Raw genomic sequence first — 24,234 nt, forward strand, 5'->3', positions numbered from 1 at the left:
TTGACTGGAGCCCGGTGAGCAGGTCCGGCGGTTGTGAGAGTTCTGATGCGCCAGAATGGGCGCAGGAGGATAGATCACGACATGGCACGACGACGTCACACACCCGAGCAGGTCATCCGGAAGCTGCGTGAGGGTGAGAAGCTGCTCGGGCAGCAGTTCCCGATCGAGGACGTGTGTAAGCATCTCGAGATTTCCGAGGCGACGTGGCATCGCTGGCAGAACCAGTACGGCGGCATGAAATCCGAGGACGCCAAGCGACTCAAAGAACTCGAGCGTGAGAACGCCCGGTTGAAGAAAATGGTCGCTGATCAGGCCCTCGACATCGACCTGCTCAAGGAGATCGGGCGGGGAAACTTCTGAGCCCCGACCGTCGCCGCAGGGCCGTGCAGGCCCTGCAGGATCGGTTCGGGGTGTCCGAACGCCGTGCGTGCCGGGTGGCCGGTCAGTCCCGGTCGGTGCAGCGGCGCCCACCGACCGTCGATGAGACCGAGCGGGTGCTGCGGGAGCGGTTACGTGCGATCTCGCGAGCGCATCCACGATGGGGCTGGCGCAAAGCTCACGCGTTCTGCCGGGCCGAGGGCCTGGTGGCCAACCGTAAACGCACGCAACGGCTCTGGCGTGAAGAAGGGTTGAAGCGTCCGGTGCGGGTACGCAAGAAGCGCCGGGTCGGGACCGGTCGGCATCAACGGATGACCGCGTCGTTTCCGGACCAGATGTGGGCGCTGGACTTTCAAGTCGATGTGACCGTCGACGGCCGGCAGGTACGGTTCCTCAACGTTGTCGATGAGTTCACCCGCGAAGCCCTGGCCACCCGCGCTTTCCGATCGTGTACCGCCGACCAGCTGATCGGCGTGCTCGACGAGATCATCGCCACGACCGGCCGCAAGCCTGCGCACATCCGCATGGACAACGGGACCGAGATGACCGCGCATGCCATGCGTGATTGGTGTCGGTTCACCGGGGTCGGTGCCGCGTTCATCGACCCGGCATCGCCGTGGCAGAACGGGATCTGCGAGTCGTTCAACGGCCGATTCCGCGACGAATTCCTCACCTGCGAGGTCTTTCACTCGCTCACCGAGGTCCAGGTACTTGCCGACGACTGGCGCAACGAGTACAACAGCTACAGACCGCACGGATCGCTGAACTTCCTTACCCCCGAAGCGTTCCGGCAGCAGTGGTCACCGACCGAGTTCAACCAACCGAAACTCGCATAGCCGGTGGACCCGCAACCGGGGCCCAGTCATGGTGTGCCAAAACTCCAGCGTCGCTGTCATTGCGCGGCGGACAGGAAGCGGCAGGGTCTCGCTCATGGGTCACCTCACGGGCTGGTGGGACGGGTGCTGGACCACCAGGCTCGGCAACGATCGCGGGGAGTCGAGCATCGGGCGGCTCTCTCACCATCGCCGCGCACCGTCATCGGAGTGAAGGCGATTGGGGTATACCGCAGTCTCCCCTGGGATACTGTCCACACCACCGGACTCCCATTAGGGGCAGCATTTGGATATGCAGGTTACGTGGACCGGCGCAGAAGCCACCGAACTCCGGCGCGCACTCGGGATGACACAGTCGAAGTTCTCGACGATCACCGGAGTCGGTGTTTCGACTATCAAGAAGTGGGCGCAACGCGGTGCATGGGTGACTCTCTCCGAAGACTTTGCCCGGATCATGGACACGACGCTGGCCCGCGCAACCGTCGAGCAAAAGGCGCGGTTCACAGCCGCTACCGACCTGAGAGGGCAGAACCCGGCCGCCGGTGCAACACCGTCGTCCTGGCACACGTCGCATACGACAGACTGTGTAACTGCGACAGCGGAACTGGCCCGCAAAGACCTGACAATGGATCGACGCCACGCCACACAGGCGCTTCTGGGAGTCACGGTTGGGGCCGTCCTGCTCGAAACGGTGGAGCGATGGTTGTTCTTCGACGACGCTCCGCGGCAGGCGGACAGGCCGATGGGACTGGGCATAGAAGAGGTTGAGCAGCTCGAAAACGTAGCTCGATCTTTCCGCGATTGGGATGACCAGTTCGGCGGCGGGCTACGGCGCAAGGCAGTCGTCGGCCAGCTGGCGGAAGTGAACGAGATACTGCGGGAGCGGCAGCCCGTTCGAGCGGAGAAACGGCTATGGGGAGTGTTGGCGCAGTTGGCCGAGACCGCAGCAACGATGAGCTGGGACTCCGGCCAGCAGGCCACAGCCCAGCAGTATTATGCGCTCGCCGCCCGCGCAGCGAACCGCGCGGGCGATCCTGCGTTTTGCGCGTTCGCGCTTGCCGGAATGGCGCGGCAACTTCTGGGGCTCGATGGCGACGCGGGAGCGGCCGACGCTCTCGAACTGGTCCGGATCGCCCGCGACCGTGGGGCAGGCGAACTTACGCCAACGGTCGAGGCGATGCTGTACACGCGCGAGGCCTGGGCCATGAGCAAACTCGAACGGCCATCAGGGTTCCGGCGCGCATGTGAGCAGGCGAAGGAAAGGTTCGCGGATTCAAAGCCTGCGACAGATCCGTTCTGGGTGCACTACTTCGATGCAGCGGAGCTAGCGGGAACAATCGGCGGTCGTCTGTTGGACATGTCGCGCCGGAAACCTGTCTTCGCAGGTGATGCAGCCGACCATATCGAACTGGCCGTGCAATCGCGGCGTCCGGATCGGATCCGCAGCACCGCGCTGGATCGTCTCGGGCTCGCAGAGGCCCACGTTATCCGGGGCGAGGTGGAGGAGGCCTGCCGAGTGGGCCATGATGCGTTGGACGTCGTTGAACGGACCCGGTCCGATCGGGTTCGGGTCAAGGTCGGCAAACTCTACAAACGAACAGAGCGGGCGAAGGGAAATGTCGCGGTAGCTGAACTACGCGACCGAATGCGCCCGTTGGTCAACGCACAGGAGTGAGCTAATGCGGGTCGCTGTCACCGGGCACATGAACATCACTGATGAAACCGCGTTGCTGGTGCGTGAGGAGATCACACGGCGTCTCGCCAAGGTTCCCGATTTGGTGGGCGTGAGCTGTATCGCCAGGGGAGCTGATTCGGTGTTCGCACAAGCCGTACTTGACGCCGGTGGCCAGCTCGAAGTGGTGCTGCCCTCCCGGAACTACCGCAAGGCCAAGGTGAAACCCGATCACGCACCCGTGTTCGATGAGCTGGTGGCACGTGCGGCCGAGATTCGGGTGATGGACTTCGACGAGGCCGGCCGGGATGCGTATGAGGCGGCGAACGAGGCGCTACTCGGGGCGACCGATCGACTGGTCGCGGTATGGGATGGGCAGGGTAGCGAGGCTGGGGGCACCGGCAGCGTGGTGAAGCTGGCGCGGGAGCTTGGGGTGGCGGTGGATGTGGTGTGGCCTGAAGGTGCAGCGCGGGCTTGACGACTGCTGATGCCGGGCCGGTCCTTCAGAATGTTGGACATGACCGGCGATCCTCTTCATGTGCCCTTAGCTGAGCTGCGAGAAGCGTTCGACATCGTCTTGAACCATATCGAGGCTGCTACGAAGAGCTCTGCCGTCGACTTGGAGGAAGACTACTTCTGGTCTATCCCACCTGCCACGCAGTACGACGTCTACGACAGTCCAGCAGATCTGACGATCGGTCAGCTCTCCGAGTCATGGCAGAACATCAAGGACCTGCTTGCCGATCCAGATCACGTCGTCGGATACCACCTCGTGTGGCTGGCCGATGTTCTCCGAGCTATGGGCCACAGAGCCACCGGCTAGGGACACAGAGCCAGCACAGCGTAAGGGGTCCAGCACGCACGACTCAGTATGTTCACGATTCCGGGTTCGTAGCGGCGAAGGAAGTGGAGCGCTGTTAATGCCCGAAAGGGGCCGCCTCGGCTGCCGTTGGTCTCCTGGTCCGTACCTGGACCCGAGGGCAAGCACCCGCTGGTTCCATCGACGGGTGTTCTTCCAGATCACCATGATTCGACACAACCCAGACGTTGTCATACGGCCCGGGACGCGGCGTGTAGATCACGTAGTGCCCCGCGACGAATCTTGCCGGTTTGTGTTTTCGGCAGATCCGTAACAATCTCCACCGCCTTGGGACGCTTGTAGGGTGCGAGGCGATCCCGAGCGAACGAGATCAGCTCGTCGGCGTGCGTGCTGTATCCGCCCTTGAGAGATACGTACGCGGCAACCGACTCACCTCGGTACTCGTCGGGTTTGCCTACCACCGCAGCTTCTAGCACGGCCGGGTGCTCGTAGAGGACATCTTCGACCTCGCGAGGCCACACCTTGTACCCGGATACTTTGATCCGGTCGACCAGGTAGACCCAGCCCTCTTCATCCACGATCGCGCTGTCTCCAGTTCGGAGGCGCCCCTCTGCAAGGGCGACCTCGGATTCTTCTGGTTTACGCCAGTATCCGCGAACGACCTGGGGGCCGGCGATGACGAGTTCGCCCTGGCCGCCGGGGGCGACGGGATTGCCCTGTGGGTCAACGATACCGACGGCTACTCCAGGGAGCGGTAGTCCGATGGATAGGGTGCCACTGTCCTGGTCGATTGGCGCGCTCGTTCCGGGCGGGACCGCCGTGACCGCCGACGAGGTCTCGGTCATGCCGTAGGCGTTGTGAATGTAGTGGCCGAAGCGTTCCTGGAAGCGGGCGACCGTGCTCGGTGGGACCGGGGCACCCCCGCTGTACAGCGTTTTGATGGTGGAGAAGTGTTCGGCGGTGGCGTAATCCGAGTTCATCATCGCGTTGAAAGCGGTGATGGAGCCGATGGTGTAGGTGACGCCGTGTTCGCTCATCGCGTCGACAGCTACGTCTGTGGTGAAGCGGCCGGTGAAGACCAGGGCGGTTCGTTCGGTGAGGGCGAGGGCACCGATGACGACGGCTCCGGTGATGTGGAACAGCGGGGCGAGGGCGTAGACGACGCCGCCGGGGGTGATGCCGGCGAGGGTGGAGAAGCTGGTGGTTACCGCGCGTACATTGGCGTGCGAGTTCATCGCGCCCTTGGGTGGGCCGGTGGTGCCAGACGTGTAGGCGAGAAACGCCAGGTCGCCGGCATGCACCTGGACCGGCGGGGGTTTCCGGCCGGCGTACTCGTGGGCCACAGTGAGCAGGTCGGGTGCTTCGGCAGGATAGCCCGCGGACCCCTCACCAGCAGCAACGGTTTCGGATTTGAAGACACGGGGATCGTCGCGGGACTGGAGGTCCCACTCCGCGGTGCCGAGCACCCACCCGACTGTGGTGCCTTCGACGTCCTCCCGGACCTGCCGTACGTCGCGGTCGGTGGTGATGAGCCCGACCGGTTCAGCATCGCTCACCAGTTCCCGAAGTTCCCGGCCCCGATACATCGGATTGAGCAGCAACGCGATCGCGCCGAGCTTCCACAGAGCAAGCAGGACGAGCGCGTATTGCGGGATGTTCTGCAGGTGAATGCCCACCCGCTCACCGTGTCCCACACCGCGTTCCGCGAAAGCAGCCGCGAGCGCGTTGGCAAGGTCGTCGGCCTCCCGCACCGTGAGTGTGGTGTCGAAGTAGGCGAGGGCCGGAGCCTCGGGTTCGTGTTCGACCCGGTCGTTCCATGCGGCAATCAGGGTGGCGAACTGTTCGGGCGCGTCTCTCAAGGGGGACGCCCCGTCCGCCGCACCCTCATCAAATGCGGCGGACGGGGCATTCCCGGTGTTACCGGTGGTCATGCAGGGAGTTCCTTTCGGCTGGTTTCGCGGATGGTGGCGACGGTGAGCAAGCCGATCGCACAGACGCCCATCACCCAGTAGGCGGGTGACATCGCGTTGCCGGTCGATTCGACGAGCTGGGCGGCGACGTAGGGGGCGGTGCCGCCGGCGGCGATGGTGCCGATATTGAAGCCGAGGGAGACGCCGGTGTAGCGGACGGTGCGGGGGAAGAGTTCGGTGAACAGCGGGAAGGCGGGGACCTGGACGACACCGTTCAGCCCCGAACTGCGCGCCGTGGCGGATTCCCGCGACGATGTGAAATTGATCGACCTCGAGCGGCTGTATCGGGGTGACTGACACCTGACGACTACCGCAATCGGGCGAGAACAGTGAAGTAGCTACGAACGCCGAGACAGCAACGAATGACGTGCGTATCGGGCTACTCCGGCTGGACCAGTCGGTCGAGTAGGCCGCGCAGCGGCCTGTTGTCGCCGACCAGCGAGAGTCTCGACGCTGTGGCGTTCTCCACCGGATCGAGTAGGGACCAATCGATCGGGTGGCCTGCCTGGCGGGCGAGTTGGCCGAAGAATGCACGCTGAGCGCGGCCGTTGCCTTCGCGGAACGGGTGGATCGCGTTGACTTCGGCGAGGAAATGGGTGAGGCGGTCGACGAATACTTGCCGGGTTGCTCCGCGGAGGAAATTCTCGGCCGCAAGCTGTCCGAACACCTGCGCGGCATAGGAGCCGATATGGGATGGCAGGCAGAAGGGTTCTGTGCGTGCGATGCCGATGGTTCGGACTTCTCCCGCCCAGGGGTAGATATCGCCGAAGATGTCGAGGTGGAATGCGCACAGGTGTCGTAGATCGTAGCCGCCCGGCAGTATGCGGATTCGCAGGTCGGCCAGCGCCGCGTAGGTGAGGTCGGCCTCGGCGCGGCGTAGCTTTTCTTCGTCGGTGATGCCGAGCCGGTTTCTCAATACACCTGATTCGGGATCGAGATAGGGGTCTATTGTCACGTCGCGCCGTGCAGTTCGCGAACCATTTGACGCATCTGCTCGGTGCTGATCTCGCCCCGCGACCATCGGGCCGTGATGTCGTCGGCTTCAGGACTGGGGGTCAGACCTTCGGCGCGTACCGACGCCCTGGCCTCCGCGGTCGCGCGAGTACGCTCGGCGGTCAACTCCTCGAAGACTTCGACAGGGATCATCACGGCTTCGGTCTTGCGTCGTGAACCGACTCCGACCGGTGTTCGGTCGCCGTGGCGGAATCGATCGAGCATTCGCGGTAGCCGCTCGCGGGCTTCCCTAACTGACCACGTCTCGATCAACATACTTAAAGTGTACCCGAACGTGTACACGTTCTGGATGGTAGAGGCCTTCTGCTTTTCAAGTCCCTCAGGCTGCGCCGTTGTCGCCGATCAGCTGGAACTCATTGTGTCCGGATGTCTTGCAGGTGCTCGCGCAGCGCTCGTCGGCGGATCTTGCCGGTTTGTGTTTTGGGTAGGTCGGCGAGTATTCCCACGGACCTGGGCCGTTTGTAGGGCGCGAGGCGTTCCCGGGCGAACGCGATCAGCGCGTCGGCGTCGGCGGTGTGGCCGTCTTTCAGAGAGACGTAGGCGGCTACCGACTCGCCTCGGTATTCGTCAGCAACGCCCACGACAGCAGCTTCGAGTACGGCCGGATGTTCGTAGAGGACGTCTTCGACCTCGCGTGGCCAGACCTTGTACCCGGACACGTTGATCTGGTCTTTGATCCGGTCGACCAGATACACCCAGCCCTGTTCGTCCACGATCGCGCTGTCACCGGTTCGGAGGCGGCCTTCGGGTAGGGCGGCTTCGGATTCGTCTGGTTTGCGCCAGTATCCACGGATGACCTGTGGGCCGGTGACGACGAGTTCGCCTTGGCTGCCGGGTGGGAGGGGGTGGCCGTCGGGGTCGACTATCTCGACGTTCACTCCCGGGAGCGGTAGTCCGATGGAGAGAGTGCCGCTGTCAGGGTCGACCGGCGCGCTCGTTCCGGGCGGGACTGCGGTGACTGCCGAGGAGGTTTCGGTCATGCCGTAGGCGTTGTGGATGTAGTGGCCGAAGCGTTCCCGGAAGCGGGCGACCGTACTCGGCGGAACCGGCGCACCCCCGCTGTACAGCGTCTTGATCGACCTCAAGTGTTCCGCCGAAGCGTATTCCGAGTTCATCATCGCGTTGAAGGCGGTGATGGAACCGATCGTGTACGTGACGCCGTGCTCGCGGATCGCATCGACCGCGACCTCGGTGTGGAAGCGGCCCGTGAAGACCAGGGCTGTGCGTTCGGTGAGGGCGAGTGCGCCGATGACGACCGCTCCGGTGATGTGGAACAGCGGGGCCAGGGCGTAGACGACGTCGCCGGGGGTGATGCCGGCGAGTTCGGCGAAGCTGGTGGTTACCGCGCGGACGCTGGTGTGCGAGTTCATCGCGCCCTTGGGTGGGCCGGTGGTGCCGGAGGTGTAGGCGAGGAAGGCCAGGTCTTCGCCGTGTACCTGGGTTTGCGGGGGGTGTTTGCCGAGGTATCGGTGTGCCAAGCCGAGTAGGTCGGGTTCGGCGGGGGCGGGTTCGCCGTTGAAGATGCGGCGGTCGTTGCGGCACTGGAGTTCTGATTCGGCGGTGCCGAGTACCCAGCGGACCGTGCTGTCGGCGACGTCCTCGCGGACCTGCGGTACATCGCGGTCGGTGGTGATGATCCCGACCGGTTCGGCATCGCCGATCAACTCCCGGAGTTCGCGGCCGCGGTACATGGGGTTGAGCAGCAGGGCGGTGGCGCCGAGTTTCCACACGGCGAGCAGGACGAGCGCGTATTGCGGGATGTTCTGGAGGTGGATGCCCACTCGTTCACCGTGGCTCACGCCGCGGTCGGCGAAGGCGGCCGCCAGGGCGGTGGCGAGGTCGTCGGCCTCGCGGACGGTGAGGGTGGTGTCGAAGTAGACGAGGGCGGGGGCGTCGGGTTCGTGCCGGACCCGGTCGTGCCAGGCCGCCGCGAGGGTGTCGAGTTCTTCTTGGGAGCGGGACGCCCCGTCCGCCGCACCCTCATCAAATGCGGCGGACGGGGCATTCCCGGTGTTACCGGTGGTCATGCAGGGAGTTCCTTGCGACTGGTTTCGCGGATGGTGGCGACGGTGAGCAAGCCGATCGCACAGACGCCCATCACCCAGTAGGCGGGTGACATCGCGTTGCCGGTCGATTCGACGAGCTGGGCGGCGACGTAGGGGGCGGTGCCGCCGGCGGCGATGGTGCCGATGTTGAAGCCGAGGGAGACGCCGGTGTAGCGGACGGTGCGGGGGAAGAGTTCGGTGAACAGTGGGAACGCGGGCACCTGGACCACGCCGTTCAGCGCCATATAGAAGAAGTAGACGATGCCGATGACGAGGATGCTGGAGGTCGCGCCCATGATCATGAAGGCGGGTAGCGCTATCACGACGTAGGCGAGGTAGCCGCCGATGAGGACCGGCTTGCGGCCCCACCTGTCGGTAGCCATGCCGCTGAGCGGAAAAGTGAAGCAGGCCAGGGCAATAGCGATGGCCGAGAGCCAGTACACGGAGTCCTTGGAGAAGCCCAGGTCGTTGATCAGGTAGACGCTGAAGTAGGTGAGGCCGATATAGCCGGAGCCGTTCATGGCGATGGCGACGCCGACGACGCGGGCGACCGACCACGGGTTCTTGGTGACGGTGTCGAGCAGCGGACTCTTGGTGACCTGCTGTTTCTCGGCCATCTCCTCGAATTCGGGAGTGTCCTCGAGCTTCATCCGGACGCGGAGACACACCCAGGCCAGAGGCAGTGCGAGCAGGAACGGGATACGCCAGCCCCACGACTCCATCTGCTCGTCCGTGGTGAGCAGGGCGACCACGCCGACGACGGCAGCGGCGACAGCGAAACCGAGGGTGGAACCGACGGGGGTGAAGGAGCCGAAGAAACCGCGACGGCCGGGCGGTGCGGATTCGGCGATATAGGTTGCGGCGCCGCCTACTTCACCACCGGCGGAGAAGCCTTGGGCGAGGCGGACGAGGACCAGCAGGACGGGGGCGAGGACGCCGACGGCCGAATGGGTGGGGAGCAAGCCGAGGATACCGCAACCGATGCCCATGCTGATCACGGTGATGACAAGCGCGGAGCGGCGGCCGCGACGGTCGCCGAGACGGCCGAAGAAGATACCGCCGAGCGGACGGGCCACGTAGGCGACGCCGAAGACAGCCAGGGTCGACAGGATCGACACCGCGGAATTGTCGGAGGGGAAGAACAGGGGTGCAATGGTGACCGCGAGGAAGCCGTAGACGGCGAAGTCGTAGTACTCGATGAGGGTGCCGACACCGCCGGCGATGGCGGCGCGGCGGGCCACGGGGTTCGACTTCTTCGCTGCGGTCACCGGCAGCGGGCCGGAGGGGTGGAGGCCATCGGATTCGACGCGAGGTTCGAGATTCGTCATTGAGCTTCTTGTCTTTCGCGTGCGTGCTCGGCGAGCAGGAGTTCGTACGAGCCACCGGCTTCGATGACCTTGACGGTCCGCGGGCTCGGCGGAGTGCCGACCAGTTGTTTCCCCTCGGGCAGGCGCAGGGCGGCGGCGCGCCAGTCGAGGGCCACGGCGTCACCGACATTCACTGCGGTCGCGGCGCCGGGGATCGTGATCAACGGCATGCCGTTGAAGGTTTCGCCACGCCAGAAGCCGGGCGAGAAGGATTCCGCGACGATCGCCGAAATTCCCGCGTTGCGCAGGGCGACCATGGGTGGATAGTGCGGGTGGCCGTAGCCGAAGTTGCGTCCGCCGACGATGATGTCGCCGGGCCGGACGCGTTCGGTGAAGGTGGGGTCGTAGGCCTGCATGCATACCGAACGCAGGTGCTCGGGGTCGTAGGACTTGATGTTGGAAACGCCGACGACGAGGTCGATATCGAAATCGTCGCCGAAGATCCAGGCGACCTTGCCTTCGATGAGGTCGGGCGGTGGGGAATAGGCGCTCACTGGATCGACTCCTGGATCGTGCCGGTGAGGGCGCTGGCGGCGACGGTGTAGGGGGAGCCCATGTAGATATTGGCGTCGGGGCTACCCATCCGCCCGGAGATGTTCAGCACGCCGGTGGAGATGCAGTTCTCGCCGGGTTGCAGGGGTTTCTGGTACCCGAAGCAGAAGTCGCAGCTCGACATATTGATCTGGGCACCGGCAGCGCGCAGGACATCGAGGAGACCTTCGCGCTCGGCCTGCTCGAATACCTGCTGCGAGGTGGGAACGACATTGAGTTCGACACCGGGAGCGACTCGGCGTCCGTCCAGTACCAGGGCGGCGGCGCGCAGATCTTCGATGCGGCCGCTGGCGCAGGAGCCGATGAACGCCTTCGTGATCGGGGTGCCGGCGAGTTCCTGCGCGGTCTTGGTGTTGACGGCGCGAGCGGAACCGGGGAGCACCACACGCGGGGTCAGGGTCGACAGGTCGATGGTGTGGCGGGCCGCATAGGTGGCGTCGGCGTCGGGATAGACCGGATCGAAGCTGCGGCGGGCGACCTTGTCCGCGTAGGCCAGTGACAGTTTGTCGGGCTCGAAAACCGCCGAGACCGCGCCAGTGAACATGGCCATCCCGCACAGCCCCTGACGGTGGTCGATGGCCATCGAGCGGGCGCCGGGGCCGCCGAATTCCATCACCTGATGCGCGCAGCCGTCGGCGCCGACCATATCGATAATGGTGTGCACCAGGTCGCGGCTGTCGACGCCGGGCGGGAACTCGCCGACCAGGTCGAAACGGGTGGTCGCGGGGATGTCGACGAAGACCCGGCCGGTCACCCACGCTTCGATGAGGTCGCGGCGGACACCCCAGCCGAGCGCGCCGAACGCACCGATACCGCTGATATGACCGTCGAAGTGGACGAGGAACTCACCGGGGATCGCCAGGCCGAGTTCGGCGGTGAGCTGATGACCGATGCCGCGGCCCTCGTGCAGTTCGAGGCCGTAGAACTCGCACCAGTCGCGGGTGACCTGGTGGACCTCGGATTCCTTCTCGTTGCGCTTGGTGAGCATGTGGTCGATGAAGACGATGTAGCGGCTGGGGTCGGTCAGTTCGGTGATTCCGAAGTCTTCGCGCATCTGCCGGAACATCACGTCGGTGTAGCCGGGGAAGTCGTAGGCGATCATGCGCGCGGGTTGCGCCGGGTGGTTCTCGCCGGCGCGGACCGTGTCCTGGCAGGCGCGGCCCAGGATTTTCTCCGTCATCGTGAATCCCACGGCGGTCACTGCTCCTTCGCGGGGAGGTACTTGTTCTGCATGGCCTCGACCTCGGGGAAGCCGATCAGTTCCACGAATTCGTGGTGCTGGAGATGATCGGCGCTCACCTGGGCGGGCGCTTCGCCCGCGGCCAGTCGCTTCAGGGTTTCGCGAGCGGCACCGGCTACGGCCATCAGGATCTGGGTGGGCAGCAGGGCCAGGCGGACGCCGATCTGGTCGAGGATTTCGGGGGTGAACTCGCGTTCGGTCCAAGTGGAGGCCGTGAGCGTGGCCATCAACGGCACACCGACCTCCTCGTGGCAGCGCTGCCACTGCTCGGCACTGTCGAAGGTCTTGGTGACCGGCATGATCATGTCGGCGCCGGCCTCGACGTAGGCGTGGGCGCGGCGGATGGCGTCCTCACCGCGGGCGTCGGTGCGGGCGATGAACAGGACGTCGTCGGGGATGGAATCGCGGACGGCGCGGATCTTGCCAGTCGCCTCGGCGACGGTGATCAGGTCGACGGGGTCACCCACACAGATGGGACAGGACTTGGGGGAGACCTGATCTTCCATGAACATGCCGCCCACACCCGCATCCACGAACTTGGTGGCAGTACGGGCGGCGTTGACGGCATTGCCGTAGCCGGTGTCGATATCGGCGACCAAAGGCAGCTTGGAGCATTCGCGGATGGTGCGGACGGCCTGGAGGTTCTCGGTCTGGGTGTAGAGCTCGGCGTCGGGCAGGCCCAAGGCCGCGGAGACCGCGAAACCGGACGCGCACAGTGCGGTGAAGCCGGCCTGCTCGGCGAGGCGGGCGGTCAGGCCGTCCCAGACGCCGGGGGCATAGACGAGGCCGTTCGAGGTGAGATCTTTCAGGGTCGTGCTGCGCACCGGTCCACTCTCCGTTTCGCATTGCGGAATGGATTTCGTATTTCGATACGAGGACGGTAAGGTGGCTCAGGTCACAAAGTCAACCCCCGTCGGTGGGATTGTTCGTAAGGTGACAACACCGATCACACGATCAACGGAAGCGAGTGAGAATCAGTGGCTGTGCCCATCGAGCACGAAGCATCGGTCGGCCGTGATGTCGTGGGCGCTGTCCTCAAGGCATGCACTTTGCTCGAACATTTCGGCGCGGAGCGGCCCGTCTGGACCTTGAACGACCTCACCTCGGCCAGTGGGATGAACAAGACGACCGTGCACCGACTGATGGCCACCCTGATCCACGCCGGCTGGGTAGCACGCACCGAGGACGGCTCCTATCGGATCGCGATGCCGGTCTTCGAAATCGGTGCCGCCGCGCTCGCGGAGCTCGATATCCGTTCCGCGGCAAAGCCGTTCATGTCCGAGCTGGCAACGACGTTCGGCAACACCGCCTACCTGATGGTGCCCGCCGAGCAGGGGGCGGTCTGCATCGACCTGCTCGAGGGACGCAATTCCCTTGTCGTTGCGGGGATCAACATCGGTTCGGTGATGCCCTACCACGCCGCGGCGGGGCCGATCGTCATGCTCGCGCATTCCCGGGCGCTGCGCGAGGAATGGGTCAGGGCCGACCTGCCCGCGATCACCGAACGAACCACCACCGATGTGGACGATCTCGTCGAACGGCTCGACGAGATCGTGAAATCGGGTTACTCCGTGAGTAATTCGGACTATCTGCCCGGGGTGGCAGCGGTGGGGGCCCCGATCCTGGGGCGAGACGGTTCGGTGGTTGCCTCGATCAGCGTCGGCGGACGGGCCGAAGAGTTCGAAGGACAGACACTGACAGTCAAGATCGAGAAGGTGCGCGAAGCGGGAGCGCGCGTCACCAGGATCGTTCAGGCGTTACCGCGCGGCTGAACTTCCTCTCGGCCTGGATCAACGCAGTTGGGCGGTGTTGATGACCACCGGCACCGGCCCCGGAGCCTTCACGGTTTCTCCGCCGGTGGCTCGCACTTCCCCCGCCTGCAACCTAAGTATCCACCGCTGGAAAGTGCCGCGGGCTGATACCTCTTACCGGCGGCGGCAGGGTAGTGATCTTGCCACCTTCATTGCCTGCCTGGTAGGCACCTCGAGACCGAATAACAAAGCCGGGAAGGGTATCAATGACGCACAGTGCCGACAGGGGCATCGTCCAGGAGCTTCCGGTGGCCGACGCTGAGGCGGGCCCCTACGGAATCACCGCGGGCCCCGATGGCGCGCTCTGGCTGACCCTGGTCGACAGCGGCGAGATTGCTCGCCTAACCGTCGACGGAAAGCTCGACCGGTATCCGGCCGGCCCCGCCGGGTGCCGACCGACCGTCATCACCGCGGGTGTCGACGAGGCGTTGTGGTTCACCCGATACGGCGACGACCACCTCGGGCGGATCACCACCGGTGGTGTGGTGACGTCGTTCGAACTGTCTTCGGGCAGTGGTCCGTACGGTCTCTGCTCGGGGCCGGACGAGGCCATGTGGTTCACCGAGATGAACACCAACCGGATCGGCCGCATCACCACCGCAGGGCAGCTCACACACTTCGACCTCCCGGTGCAGGGGTCGTTTCCGTCGGTGATCACTCGTGGTCCCGACAATGCGCTGTGGTTCACGCTCAACCAGGCCAATGCCATCGGCCGCATCGACCTCGACGGCAGCATCACTCAGTTCCCGCTGCCCGACGCGGGCGCACCGGTGGGGATCACATGTGGCGCGGACGCACTGTGGTTCGTCGATATCGCCGCCGGCCGGATCGGCAGTATCGATCCCGACGGCACGATACGAATGTTCCCGTTGCCCGACCCGACCGCCAAACCGCACGCGATCACCGCGACCGCCTCCGGTGACTGCTGGTTCACCGAATGGGGGGCGAGCCGACTCGGCCGGATCGACGCCGCCGGCGTCATCACCGAATTCGACCTCCCCACAACGCCGTCCGAACCGCACGGCATCACTGTGGGGCCCGACGGCGCGGTCTGGGCGGCACTGGAAATCGGAGCAGCCGCCCGCATCGCGCCCTGACCCCAGCATCCGTTACACCGTCACCGCATCACCGCCACCAGGAGAATCCCGGCCCCCAGGGCGATGAGTGCGACTCCGGACGCGCGTTCGAGTAGCGGAAGCGCTCGCGCGAATCGGGTCAGAACGACCTGGTTGCCGATGAGGACGGCAATGAGAAGGTCCCACAGCAGCACGACCGTCACCATCCAGATCCCGTACCCGGCAAGATGTCCCGCGCTCGTTCCGGCGACGAGAACGGCGGCGAGACTGGCGTAGAACAGGGCGTTCTTGGGGTTGAGTGCGGCGGACGCGAACCCGGTTACGGCAAGTTTCCACCAGCGTGCGGCGGTGCGAACAGGGACGCCGGGCGGTGCCGATTCGATCGCTGTGGAACCGGCCGAACGCAGGAAGCGGGTGCCGAGGTAGACGAGGAACCCCGCCCCTGCGATCTGGACGGCGGTGAATGCGAGGGTGCCGGGCCGCAGAATCGACAGGCCGGCGAACGCCGCGGCAATGAAGACGGCGTTCGCGGCAGCGATGCCCGCGCACGCCGCGGCCGCGCGGCGCCATCCGGTGGCCATCGACGAGTGTGCGATGAGGAAGAAGTCGGGGCCGGGGGACAACAGGGCAAGGAAGTGAGCCCCTGCCACGGCGGCGAATTGGTTCATTGTTCCTCTGTGCTCGGCGACTACGGACCGAGTCACTGTGCCGAAGCCGCCGCAGAGTGTCTTGAACGATATTGCGGTGCCACCGCATTCCTTTCAGCGAGTGATGCCTGCGCGGTATTCACCGGGGGTCACGCCGGTATGCGATTTGAAGACGCGGTGGAAGTGACTCTGGTCGGCGAACCCGAGGTCGTTCGCGACCTCCGCCAGGTCGTCGCCCGCACGAAGGCGGGAGCGCGCGGCGATGACGCGTTCGTTGATCTGCCAGGCGATGGGAGGCAGGCCGGTGGCAGCGCGGAAGCGCCGAACCAACTGGAACCGGCTCAGGCCCGTATCCACGGCCAGGTCGCCGAGCGAGACCTGCATAGTCGATGCACGCAGGCGTTCGAGAATCGGCGCGATGGTGCGGCCGGAGCCGCCGGTTGCGCTTCCCGCGATCAGGTGAGCGGGTGCGGTCAGAATGTCGCCGAGAACGGTGACGAGCAGTTCTTCCTTCTCCCGCGGGGCGGTGGCGGAGAACAGCACCTCGTTGAGCCGGCAGAACGCCGCATAGCGGCCGGTCTCGGTGATGACCCGGGCGGGACGCGCGGGCCGGTCGGCCGCGGCGGCGAGTTCGGGCAGGGATTCGGCCAGCCATCTCCTGTCCACATGCAGCATCTGATAGCTCCACCGGCCTTCGACCGGATTGCAGGCGTGAACCCGGTAGGCGGGTATCACCACGAGGCTCTTCGCCGTCAACAGCACAGGACCGTCGGATGCGCCGGTGAAGATGCTGTGCCCCTCGTCGACGGCACCGATGGACACCGCATCGTGGGCGTGCGGCTTATAGCAGGACACGGTGCGGCAAGCTCGTCTGCTCTCCAGAAAGGGGAGCGAATCCTCCCGCCAGAACTCAGCCTTCGGCACCGCCGTCAGCCTGGAAGAGTCGACGGTTTCGTCCCTATGGCGCATGCGTGTTCGAGTTCGGTGGCGGGGTCAGTGTCCAGCTAGCGAGCAGGGTCAGCGCCTGGTGAGAGGAGGAACCGGGTTCGGTGGTGTAGACGTAGACAGTGCTGTGCGGGTCGCCTGGCAGCGTGAGGGTTTCGTAGTCGACAGTGAGATCTCCGACGACCGGGTGGCGTAGCCGTTTCGAGCCGTGGGTGCGCTGGTAGACGCGGTGCTCGTCCCACCAGCCGGGGAATTCGGTGCTGCTGGTGCGTAGTTCGGCCACGAGGTTCCGGGTCGCCCGATCGTGGGGGTCGGCGCCGAATTCCAGGCGCAGGCTCTCCACTGCGGCGCGGGCTTGGAGTTCCCAATCGGCGAACAGGGCTCGGGCTTCGGGGTCCAGGAGCAGCCAGCGGGCGTAGTTGCGCTCGGCCGGCGGGCGGGCATCGAAATCGGCGAACAGCGCCCGCGCCATCCGGTTGGTGGCCAGGATGTCGGTGCGGCGGCCCAGGATCATCGCCGGTTCTCCGTCGAGCGCGTCGAGGAGTTGGCGCAGCCCCGAGCGGACCCGCTGTACCGGGCGTGAGCGTGAACCTCGCGAGGCCGGCCGCTCCGATCAGATGCTCGAGATGTGCGCGGCCGGCGGCATCGAGTTCCAGCGCCCGCGCGAGCGCCTCGAGCACGGACGCGGACGGGACGATCCGGCGGCCCTGTTCGAGGCGGGCGTAATAGTCGGTCGAGACACCGGCCAGTAGCGCGACCTCTTCACGGCGCAGGCCCGGCACGCGCCGGATCCGTGCGTCCGCGGGTAGCCCGGCGCGCGCGGGGTCGCATTGGCTGCGTGCGCGGCGCAGAAAATCGGCGAGCTCCTGGTTCCTCTCGGGCATGACTTCAGTCTGCCGTGTACGGCAAATTTCGCCTGGACCGCTGCGTCCTAGGTTGGCCCGTCCGCGGCTGCGCAGGGCACGCTACGGCCGCACGAGGCGGCGGATTCCCGGCCAGTGTGGTGTGCACCGCGGTCGGACAGTTCGGCCGTACTCCGGAGAGGACTTCGCATGAACTACCCCAGCAACCGCCCGGCCACCTGGTTCGTCACCGGCACCTCCCGCGGGCTCGGCCTCGAGCTGGTCACCCAACTGCTCGAGCGCGGCGACCACGTGGCCGCTACCACCCGCTCGGCCCGACAACTGACCGACGCCCTGCAAGCCCGTGGCGCCGACACCGGCGGCCTGCTCGCCCTCGAAGTGGATCTGCGCGATCCGAGCCAGGTCGACAAGGCGGTGACGCAAGCGACCGAACGCTTTTCAACAGTTGATGTCGTGGTCAACAACGCCGGTTATGGTTTCCTCGCCGCAGTGGAGGAGACCAGCGCGGAGGCAGTGCGAGACCTGTTCGAGGTGCAAGTCGGCGGTGTGTGGAACGTGCTGCGCTCGACCCTGCCGGTGCTGCGGGCGCAGGGCGGCGGCCACATCGTGAATGTTTCCTCGGTACTGGGTTTGGTCTCGATGCCCGGCTGGGCGCTCTACTGCGCGGGCAAGTATGCCCTGGAAGGGCTGTCGGAATCGCTGGCCGCCGAGGTGGCCGAGCACGGGATCACGGTCACCATCGTGGAGCCCGGGTACTTCCGCACCGACTTCCTCAGCGGCGAATCGCTGCGGCTGCCCACCGAAACCACCGATGCGTATCCGGCCGTGCGTGAGATGGTCGCGGATCATCTGCGGATGGCGGGCAGTCAGCTCGGCGACCCGGTCAAAGGTGCCGAACAGATGATCGCCGACGTGGTGGCCGGGGGCGGCGAGTTGCGCCAGGTGCTCGGTTCGGACTCGCACGCCTACGCGACAGCGAAGGTGAACGCCCTCACCGCCACGCTCGACGCCGCACGACACCGGGCACCGTTGACCGATTTCCCCAGCGCCTGAACGGTTCCGACGGATCGCGGCGCGGGGCAAAAGTGTCCTTCGCCGGGTCGGTCCGGAGTCGGCGGCGAGCGCCTCGAGGTCGTGCCCGGACCCAGGAATGCTGCGCCACCGGACGGCCACGGGCCCCGCTGAGCAGTTCGCCGGAGGCCGGTTGGACCCGCGCTGCCGATCCAGCCTCACTCTGCCGGTTATATGGTCCGAGGACGAGCCTGCGGCGAAGGAGATGACGATGGCGGTGACGGCGGAGGCATCGGTGACGGTTCCCGGATGGTTCACCGAGGCGCTCGCGCAGGTGCCCGAACATCGTGAGGTCGAGATCGACGGTGCGGCGATTCATCTGCGTTGCTGGGGTCGGGCGGGGACACCCGGCGTGGTTCTGGCGCATGGCGGGTCGGCGCATTCGGGCTGGTGGGACCACATCGCTCCGTTCCTCGCGACGACGCACCGCGTGGTGGCACTGGATCTGTCCGGGCACGGTGACAGTGGCCTGCGGTCCCGGTATCCGGTCGAGCAGTGGGCCGACGAGGTGATGGCGGCCGCGGCGGCCGGGGGTATCGCGGGACGGCCTTACATCATCGGGCACAGTATGGGCGGTCGTATCACCGGTGTGGTGGGTGCCCGGCACCCGCACGAGGTGGCGGGCCTGATCATCATCGATTCACCGTTCCAGGAGCCGTCGGAGGAATCCATCGCCGGGCAACTGGGCCGTCCCCCCAAGATCTACCCGACCCGGGACGAGATCTGCAGCCGGTTTCGCACCGTGCCGGGACAGAAGGTTCTGCTCCCGTATGTGGCGCGGCATGTGGCCGGGGAATCGGTGCGCCGGACCGATGAGGGGTGGGTGTGGAAGTTCGATCCCGACATGCTGCGCAAACGTCTCGTCGACGGGAACATCCCACCACTGGATCCGCTCCGGACCGCAGACACCCGGGTGCTCTACATCCGGTGCGAGCACGGATTGGTCGACCGAAACCGGGCCCGGGACATCGCGCGATTGTTCGAACGGCCCGCGACCATTGTCGAATTGGCCGATGCCGGACATCATCCGATGATGGACCAACCGCTTGCACTGGTCGCGACGCTGCGCACCGCGCTGGCCCAGTGGGGCTCGTAACCGCACATCGGACGCGGAGCACCCCGGCCGATCCGAACCAGCAGCTAATATGTAGCAATTGACCGGATCGTAGGACTGCGATGACGGAAGCTCCGCACCTCCGGATCGCGTCCGGACACCAGCGGAAGTGAGCCCGCAACCATGTGCACTCGCGTGATCTGGCCCGACGCCGCCGGCGCCGTCCTGGTGGGCCGCAATATGGACTTCCACAAGGACCTCGCCACCAACCTCTGGAAACAGCCCCGCGGCGTCACGCGGGACGACGGTGTCGAGGGCAAGCTGGCCTGGACGTCGAAGTACGGCAGCGTGATCGCGACCGCGTTCGACATGATCTCAGTCGACGGGATGAACGAGGCCGGGCTGGGCGGCCACGTGCTGTGGCTGGCCGAATCGACGTACGGGGCCTACGAGAGTTCGCGGCCTGCTCTGAGCCAGGCAGTGTGGCTGCAGTACTTCCTGGACAATTTCGCCACGGTCGCCGAGGCGGTCGACTGGATCCAGGCGACCGACGTGCAGGTCGTGCAGATGCCCGATCCGACCGGGGGCACGCCGCCGACTATTCATCTGGGGCTCGACGATGCGAACGGAGATTCCGCGATCATCGAGTACATCGAGGGCCGACCGAAGGTCCACCACAGCAGCGACTACCACGTGATGACCAATTCACCCCCGTACGACCAGCAGTTGGAACTGCTCGCCCGCTGGGAGGGATTGGGTGGCGATCAGCCGCTGCCTGGTGACACCCAGGCCGAACATCGCTTCGCCCGCGCGGCCTACTACTCCGCTCGGCTTCCGCAGCCGAACAGCCGAGTAGAGGCGATTGCCGGCATGTTCAGCGTGATCCGCAATGCCGCGCAGCCGTTCCGCATTCCTGATCCAGGCAAACCCGATGCCTCGCAGACGATCTGGCAGGTGGTGCTGGACCTGACCGGCAAGCGTTATGTCTACGAGTCAACCACTCACCCCAACATCGTGTGGGTGGATCTGGCCGATCTCGATTTCACCGCGGGCGGTCCGCAGCTGAAGCTCGACCTGCAGAGCGGCCTGTCGCTCGAAGGGGGCATCGCCGGCAATGTGAGCGACAAGTTCGAGGACACCGGCCCGATGACTTTCCTGTCCTTCGAGCTGCTGCGCCGGGCGGGGGATACGGGCCACTGAGCCGCATCCGTTCCCGGCGGCCCCAAGGGCATGTGTGCCGCCGTCCCACACTGCGGAAGTGTCGTATAACTCTTGCGAGAATGTTATTCTCGCAAGAGTTGGGCGGCCGTATGTCACACGTTCGCCTCGAAGCGAACGAACGACGGAGGTCGGCACATGGCGAAGGCGCTCGCGCCCGAAGTCTCCACATGGCCAGCGGATGATCCACAGCTGATCGGCAGCCGGTGCGCTGCATGCGAAGCGGTCACCTGGCCACGGCAGGACTGCTGCCCGCGCTGCAGCAGTCTGCGCATGTCCGAGCAGTTGCTGCAGCGCCACGGCACGCTGATCGCCTGGACGACACAGGGTTTCGTTCCGAAACTGCCATACGCAGGCAAGGAGACTGCCGAGGCGTTCGAACCGTTCGGCATCGGATTGGTGCAGCTGGGCGACGACGTCCGCGTGGAAGTCAGGCTCACCACGGCCGATCCCGCCGAGCTGACGGTCGGCCGAACCATGGCACTGCGGTTAGTTCCGTTCTACGTCGACGAGTCCGGCGACGAAGTCGTGACCGTTGCCTTCGAGCCGGTCTGAAACAAGGTAGGAGATTCGATGAACGACGTCGCCATCATCGGCGTGGGCCTGCACCCGTTCGGTCGTTTCCAGAAGACGGCAATCCAGATGGGTGCGGAGGCGATCCGTTCCGCGCTCACCGACGCGAACGTCGAATGGAAGGACATTCAGTTCGGATTCGGCGGCAGCTACGAGGTGAGCAACCCCGATGCGGTCACGCGGCTGGTCGGCTTGACCGGCATCCCGTTCACCAACGTGTTCAATGCTTGTGCGACCGCAGCGAGTTCGATCGAACAAACCGCGGAGGCGATCCGCTCGGGACGCTACGACATCGGGATCGCGGTCGGCCTGGACAAACATCCGCGCGGTGCGTTCACCGACGATCCGGCGAAGCTCGGCCTTCCCGGCTGGTATGCGGAGAACGGTCAGTTCGTCACCACGAAATTCTTCGGCATCAAGGCGAATCGCTACCTGCTCGACCACGGCATCTCGCAACGCACCTTGGCCAAGGTTGCCGCCAAGAACTTCCGCAACGGCGCATTGAACCCGAATGCGTTCCGCCGCAAGCCGATCTCCGAAGACGACATCCTGAACTCGGCGATGCTGAACTATCCACTCACGCAATACATGTTCTGCGCACCCGACGAAGGAGCGGCCGCGGTGGTGATGTGCCGCGGTGATCTCGCCGAGAGCTACACCTCCAAACCGGTCTATCTGCGCTCGACCGCGATTCGGACCCGGCGCTACGGCGCCTACGAGGTACACAGCACCTGGGCCGCGATCGACGAGGACGTGTCACCGACGGTGTATGCCTCGCGCGCCGCTTTCGAGGCAGCGGGGATCGGACCGGAGGATGTCGATGTCGTCCAGTTGCAGGACACCGACGCCGGTGCTGAGGTAATTCACCTGGCCGAGAATGGATTCTGCGCCGACGGTGAGCAGGAGAAGCTGCTCGCCGAGGGCGCGACCGAGATCGGTGGCCGGCTGCCGGTGAATACCGACGGTGGTCTGATCGCCAACGGAGAACCGATCGGGGCCTCCGGGATTCGCCAGGTGTACGAACTGGTGCAGCAGTTGCGTGGCGAGGCCGGTGATCGTCAGGTGCCCGGAAACCCTCGGGTCGGCTACGCCCAGGTCTACGGTGCGCCGGGCACTGCCGCGGCCTCGGTATTGAGCCTGTAGAACCACGGCCTGTCCCGGCGGGCGCAGCCGCGTGCGTGCCCCGGGACGGGTCGAGGTTGTTCACTGCGACTTCTCCACCAGCGGCAGCGACGGGAAGGTGGTTAACTCGATACCGATCTCGAGGCGAACCGAACCGGCAAGGAGTGCAGCGTGGCACACGATGCGATATCTGATCTGAAACAGGATGAACCACACAGCGCTCGCATCTACGACTACTTCCTCGGCGGTCAGGACAACTACGAGGCGGACCGGGCCGCGGCCGCGCAGATCGAGCGGGCCATCCCCAACGTGCGGATGGTCGCCCGGGACAACCGGGCATTCATGGCGCGCGCCATCGCATATCTCGGCCGCCAGGGGATCCGGCAGTTTCTCGACATCGGTACCGGAATCCCGACCGAGCCGAATCTGCATCAGGTCGCCCAGACGTCGCATGCCGACGCGAGGGTGGTTTACGTGGACAACGACCCGATCGTCCTCGCGCATGCACGCGCATTGCTGAAGGGCACGCCAGAGGGGCGGACCTGTTATGTGCACGGCGATGTGACCGAGCCGGACGCCATTCTTGCAGCGCCTCCCTTGCGCGAGGCGCTCGATTTCGACCAGCCGATCGCTGTGAGTCTGATCGCGCTGTGTCATTTCGTGCCGGGTGAGCGGATCTACGAGATCGTCGACACGCTGATGGCTCCGTTGGCTTCCGGGTCGTATCTGGTGATGACACATCTGACAACAGATTTCGATCCCGACACCGTCGAGGGAACTGTGAGCGCCTACCGCGCGAGCGGAATCGAGATGGAGGCGCGCAACCGCGCCGGGGTGGCTCGCTTCTTCGACGGTATGACCGTCATCGAGCCGGGGATCGTCGCCATCGAAGACTGGACCAGCGACGACAACGAGCCGGAGCAGACCGATGCCGTGATCCCACTCGGCAGATCCGCACAACGCCCGCCCGCCGCCGGGTATGCGGTGATCGGGCGTAAGAGCTGAGCTAACGGCGGTTCGCGCACTAGGCAGGTGTATTCGATGGCAGCAGGGACCACTCCGCAACGGGTCGAGTTCGATCTCGATCAGCTCACTGTGCACGCGCTGACGTGGGGAAACCCGAGAGACAGGCTCGGATTGTGCCTGCACGGATACCCGGATACCGCTTGGACCTGGCGGTATCTCGGGCCCGCTCTGGCCGCCCGCGGATATTACGTCGTCGCGCCGTTCACCCGCGGATACGCGCCGTCCTCGGTGCCCGCCGACGGTGATGTATCGGTCGGCTCCCGCGTCGCCGATGCGCTCGATATCGCCGAGCGGGTCGGAACCGACGACGCCGTCGTGATCGGTCACGACTGGGGCGCCTTCACCGCCAACACCCTTGCCGCCCTGCGCGAATCACCGTTTCGAGCGTTCGTCGCGCTCGCGGTTCCACCGCTGGCCGCCGTCACACTCACCCGAGAGACGTTCGCGTGGCAAGCAATACAGGTGCTCGCGCAGTCGGTGAACAGCTGGTACATCCTCGTCAATCAGATACCAGCGCTTCCCGAACGGATTTTCACGCCGATGACCGCGCTGCTGTGGCGTCGCTGGTCTCCGGGTTACGACGCCACCGCCGATCTCGCCCACCTCGCCGAATCCGCACCGCCGGAGCACCGCTCCGCGATCGTCGACTACTACCGGCATCTGGTGCGCCCACGGTCACGTTGGGCGCGGCATCGCGAATTCGACCGTCTCCTGATGGCCCCGCCGATCCACCCGATGCTGCAACTACACGGCTCCACTGATGGGTGCCTGCGCCCGAGCCTGTTCCGGGATCTGGATCGCCGGTTGCCCGCGCGCAGCCGCGTGGTTCGCATCGACGGCGCGGGGCACTTCCTGCACCTGGAAGATCCCGAGTCGGTGAACAGGGAGATCCTGGACTACCTGGCCGCGGCGGATTGATCACCTGTTGCGAGGTGAA

General features: G+C 65.5%; 24 protein-coding genes and 2 pseudogenes. 13 read left to right on the top strand and 13 right to left on the bottom strand.

Going from position 1 to position 24,234, the window contains the following annotated elements; translation table 11 throughout:
* Positions 1–81: 81 nt before the first annotated feature.
* The 4 genes from NV2_RS28950 (at position 82) to NV2_RS28965 (ending at position 3,706) form a co-directional block, all read left to right on the top strand.
* Positions 82–1,214 (top strand): IS3 family transposase gene (locus tag NV2_RS28950; RefSeq protein WP_157103144.1). Its coding sequence is split into 2 segments (ribosomal slippage): positions 82–343 and positions 343–1,214, totalling 1,134 coding nucleotides; the frame shifts between segments, so codons are not numbered across the junction.
* A gap of 289 nt (positions 1,215–1,503) precedes the next feature.
* Complete coding sequence (locus tag NV2_RS28955) at positions 1,504–2,886, top strand: helix-turn-helix domain-containing protein (RefSeq protein ID WP_210749849.1); 1,383 nt, start codon at positions 1,504–1,506, stop codon at positions 2,884–2,886.
* A gap of 4 nt (positions 2,887–2,890) precedes the next feature.
* Complete coding sequence (locus tag NV2_RS28960; RefSeq protein ID WP_210749850.1) at positions 2,891–3,361, top strand: hypothetical protein; 471 nt, start codon at positions 2,891–2,893, stop codon at positions 3,359–3,361.
* A gap of 39 nt (positions 3,362–3,400) precedes the next feature.
* Entirely contained in the window at positions 3,401–3,706 is a 306-nt protein-coding gene (locus NV2_RS28965) for a hypothetical protein (RefSeq protein ID WP_067881701.1), read from the top strand.
* Positions 3,707–3,933: 227 nt separating this feature from the next.
* Here NV2_RS28965 and NV2_RS28970 read toward each other — a convergent pair whose 3' ends face one another.
* The 9 genes and pseudogenes from NV2_RS28970 to NV2_RS29005 form a co-directional block, all read right to left on the bottom strand.
* Positions 3,934–5,634: a class I adenylate-forming enzyme family protein gene (locus NV2_RS28970; protein ID WP_084475675.1), complete on the bottom strand. Its 1,701-nt coding sequence runs from the start codon at positions 5,632–5,634 to the stop codon at positions 3,934–3,936.
* Positions 5,631–5,891: pseudogene (locus tag NV2_RS32525) on the bottom strand (MFS transporter); the annotation flags it as partial. The gene NV2_RS28970 and the pseudogene NV2_RS32525, both read right to left, overlap by 4 nt.
* Before the next feature lie 161 nt (positions 5,892–6,052).
* Positions 6,053–6,694 carry a Fic/DOC family protein gene (locus tag NV2_RS28975; RefSeq protein ID WP_084475677.1) on the bottom strand — a complete coding sequence of 214 codons (642 nt, stop codon included), beginning with the start codon at positions 6,692–6,694 and terminating at the stop codon, positions 6,053–6,055.
* Complete coding sequence (locus NV2_RS32015) at positions 6,625–6,942, bottom strand: antitoxin VbhA family protein (protein WP_084475679.1); 318 nt, start codon at positions 6,940–6,942, stop codon at positions 6,625–6,627. The genes NV2_RS28975 and NV2_RS32015 overlap by 70 nt, the downstream gene beginning before the upstream one ends.
* Positions 6,943–7,040: 98 nt before the next feature.
* Positions 7,041–8,714, bottom strand: a complete 1,674-nt coding sequence (locus NV2_RS28985) for a class I adenylate-forming enzyme family protein (protein WP_067881578.1) — start codon at positions 8,712–8,714, stop codon at positions 7,041–7,043.
* Positions 8,711–10,060, bottom strand: coding sequence for an MFS transporter (locus tag NV2_RS28990; RefSeq protein WP_067881581.1), 1,350 nt, complete (start codon positions 10,058–10,060; stop codon positions 8,711–8,713). Before NV2_RS28990 ends, NV2_RS28985 begins: the two co-directional genes overlap by 4 nt.
* Entirely contained in the window at positions 10,057–10,593 is a 537-nt protein-coding gene (locus NV2_RS28995; protein WP_067881584.1) for a 3-isopropylmalate dehydratase small subunit, read from the bottom strand. Before NV2_RS28995 ends, NV2_RS28990 begins: the two co-directional genes overlap by 4 nt.
* Positions 10,590–11,831 (bottom strand): 3-isopropylmalate dehydratase large subunit, encoded by a 1,242-nt coding sequence (locus NV2_RS29000; protein ID WP_067881706.1) that lies wholly within the window; start codon positions 11,829–11,831, stop codon positions 10,590–10,592. Before NV2_RS29000 ends, NV2_RS28995 begins: the two co-directional genes overlap by 4 nt.
* A gap of 17 nt (positions 11,832–11,848) precedes the next feature.
* Positions 11,849–12,715, bottom strand: coding sequence for an isocitrate lyase/PEP mutase family protein (locus NV2_RS29005; protein ID WP_067881587.1), 867 nt, complete (start codon positions 12,713–12,715; stop codon positions 11,849–11,851).
* Between the two features lie 159 nt (positions 12,716–12,874).
* Between NV2_RS29005 and NV2_RS29010 the strand changes: the two genes are divergently transcribed.
* Positions 12,875–13,663 (top strand): IclR family transcriptional regulator, encoded by a 789-nt coding sequence (locus NV2_RS29010; RefSeq protein ID WP_245662823.1) that lies wholly within the window; start codon positions 12,875–12,877, stop codon positions 13,661–13,663.
* 245 nt (positions 13,664–13,908) lie between these two features.
* Positions 13,909–14,799 carry a Vgb family protein gene (locus NV2_RS29015; RefSeq protein ID WP_067881593.1) on the top strand — a complete coding sequence of 297 codons (891 nt, stop codon included), beginning with the start codon at positions 13,909–13,911 and terminating at the stop codon, positions 14,797–14,799.
* A 20-nt stretch (positions 14,800–14,819) separates the two neighbouring features.
* Here NV2_RS29015 and NV2_RS29020 read toward each other — a convergent pair whose 3' ends face one another.
* The 4 genes and pseudogenes from NV2_RS29020 to NV2_RS32890 form a co-directional block, all read right to left on the bottom strand.
* Positions 14,820–15,446, bottom strand: coding sequence for a LysE family translocator (locus NV2_RS29020; protein ID WP_067881596.1), 627 nt, complete (start codon positions 15,444–15,446; stop codon positions 14,820–14,822).
* 93 nt (positions 15,447–15,539) lie between these two features.
* Positions 15,540–16,349 (bottom strand): AraC family transcriptional regulator, encoded by an 810-nt coding sequence (locus NV2_RS29025; protein WP_210749851.1) that lies wholly within the window; start codon positions 16,347–16,349, stop codon positions 15,540–15,542.
* A gap of 34 nt (positions 16,350–16,383) precedes the next feature.
* Entirely contained in the window at positions 16,384–16,884 is a 501-nt protein-coding gene (locus NV2_RS32885) for an MmyB family transcriptional regulator (RefSeq protein ID WP_307613587.1), read from the bottom strand.
* Positions 16,885–17,053: 169 nt separating this feature from the next.
* Positions 17,054–17,254 (bottom strand): annotated as a pseudogene (locus NV2_RS32890) (helix-turn-helix domain-containing protein); the annotation flags it as partial.
* A gap of 168 nt (positions 17,255–17,422) precedes the next feature.
* Between NV2_RS32890 and NV2_RS29035 the strand changes: the two are divergent.
* From NV2_RS29035 to NV2_RS29065, 7 genes are all read left to right on the top strand, one after another.
* Complete coding sequence (locus NV2_RS29035; protein ID WP_067881600.1) at positions 17,423–18,286, top strand: SDR family oxidoreductase; 864 nt, start codon at positions 17,423–17,425, stop codon at positions 18,284–18,286.
* Between the two features lie 229 nt (positions 18,287–18,515).
* Positions 18,516–19,400 (top strand): alpha/beta fold hydrolase, encoded by an 885-nt coding sequence (locus tag NV2_RS29040; RefSeq protein ID WP_067881709.1) that lies wholly within the window; start codon positions 18,516–18,518, stop codon positions 19,398–19,400.
* A 141-nt stretch (positions 19,401–19,541) separates the two neighbouring features.
* Positions 19,542–20,558 carry a linear amide C-N hydrolase gene (locus tag NV2_RS29045; RefSeq protein ID WP_067881603.1) on the top strand — a complete coding sequence of 339 codons (1,017 nt, stop codon included), beginning with the start codon at positions 19,542–19,544 and terminating at the stop codon, positions 20,556–20,558.
* Positions 20,559–20,714: 156 nt separating this feature from the next.
* The gene (locus tag NV2_RS29050) at positions 20,715–21,131 is read left to right on the top strand and encodes a Zn-ribbon domain-containing OB-fold protein (protein ID WP_067881606.1); all 417 of its coding nucleotides are present in this window, start codon (positions 20,715–20,717) and stop codon (positions 21,129–21,131) included.
* 18 nt (positions 21,132–21,149) lie between these two features.
* Positions 21,150–22,292, top strand: coding sequence for a thiolase family protein (locus NV2_RS29055; RefSeq protein WP_067881609.1), 1,143 nt, complete (start codon positions 21,150–21,152; stop codon positions 22,290–22,292).
* A 150-nt stretch (positions 22,293–22,442) separates the two neighbouring features.
* Positions 22,443–23,276, top strand: a complete 834-nt coding sequence (locus NV2_RS29060) for an SAM-dependent methyltransferase (RefSeq protein WP_067881612.1) — start codon at positions 22,443–22,445, stop codon at positions 23,274–23,276.
* A gap of 36 nt (positions 23,277–23,312) precedes the next feature.
* A complete protein-coding gene (locus tag NV2_RS29065) occupies positions 23,313–24,215 on the top strand; it encodes an alpha/beta fold hydrolase (protein WP_084475683.1) in 903 nt (300 codons plus the stop codon).
* Positions 24,216–24,234: the final 19 nt, after the last annotated feature.

This window comes from Nocardia vermiculata NBRC 100427 (genome assembly GCF_001613265.1).
GTDB lineage: Bacteria > Actinomycetota > Actinomycetes > Mycobacteriales > Mycobacteriaceae > Nocardia > Nocardia vermiculata.

Excerpts from the sequence above, each read along its gene's own strand:
- NV2_RS28955 (WP_210749849.1), top strand. The coding sequence starts at position 1,504 with ATGCAGGTTACGTGGACCGGCGCAGAAGCCACCGAACTCCGGCGCGCA.
- NV2_RS28960 (WP_210749850.1), top strand. The coding sequence starts at position 2,891 with ATGCGGGTCGCTGTCACCGGGCACATGAACATCACTGATGAAACCGCG.
- NV2_RS28965 (WP_067881701.1), top strand. The coding sequence starts at position 3,401 with ATGACCGGCGATCCTCTTCATGTGCCCTTAGCTGAGCTGCGAGAAGCG.
- NV2_RS28970 (WP_084475675.1), bottom strand. The coding sequence starts at position 5,634 with ATGACCACCGGTAACACCGGGAATGCCCCGTCCGCCGCATTTGATGAG.
- NV2_RS28975 (WP_084475677.1), bottom strand. The coding sequence starts at position 6,694 with ATGGTCGCGGGGCGAGATCAGCACCGAGCAGATGCGTCAAATGGTTCG.
- NV2_RS32015 (WP_084475679.1), bottom strand. The coding sequence starts at position 6,942 with ATGTTGATCGAGACGTGGTCAGTTAGGGAAGCCCGCGAGCGGCTACCG.
- NV2_RS28985 (WP_067881578.1), bottom strand. The coding sequence starts at position 8,714 with ATGACCACCGGTAACACCGGGAATGCCCCGTCCGCCGCATTTGATGAG.
- NV2_RS28990 (WP_067881581.1), bottom strand. The coding sequence starts at position 10,060 with ATGACGAATCTCGAACCTCGCGTCGAATCCGATGGCCTCCACCCCTCC.
- NV2_RS29000 (WP_067881706.1), bottom strand. The coding sequence starts at position 11,831 with ATGACGGAGAAAATCCTGGGCCGCGCCTGCCAGGACACGGTCCGCGCC.
- NV2_RS29015 (WP_067881593.1), top strand. The coding sequence starts at position 13,909 with ATGACGCACAGTGCCGACAGGGGCATCGTCCAGGAGCTTCCGGTGGCC.
- NV2_RS29020 (WP_067881596.1), bottom strand. The coding sequence starts at position 15,446 with ATGAACCAATTCGCCGCCGTGGCAGGGGCTCACTTCCTTGCCCTGTTG.
- NV2_RS32885 (WP_307613587.1), bottom strand. The coding sequence starts at position 16,884 with ATGATCCTGGGCCGCCGCACCGACATCCTGGCCACCAACCGGATGGCG.
- NV2_RS29035 (WP_067881600.1), top strand. The coding sequence starts at position 17,423 with ATGAACTACCCCAGCAACCGCCCGGCCACCTGGTTCGTCACCGGCACC.
- NV2_RS29040 (WP_067881709.1), top strand. The coding sequence starts at position 18,516 with ATGGCGGTGACGGCGGAGGCATCGGTGACGGTTCCCGGATGGTTCACC.
- NV2_RS29045 (WP_067881603.1), top strand. The coding sequence starts at position 19,542 with ATGTGCACTCGCGTGATCTGGCCCGACGCCGCCGGCGCCGTCCTGGTG.
- NV2_RS29050 (WP_067881606.1), top strand. The coding sequence starts at position 20,715 with ATGGCGAAGGCGCTCGCGCCCGAAGTCTCCACATGGCCAGCGGATGAT.
- NV2_RS29055 (WP_067881609.1), top strand. The coding sequence starts at position 21,150 with ATGAACGACGTCGCCATCATCGGCGTGGGCCTGCACCCGTTCGGTCGT.
- NV2_RS29065 (WP_084475683.1), top strand. The coding sequence starts at position 23,313 with ATGGCAGCAGGGACCACTCCGCAACGGGTCGAGTTCGATCTCGATCAG.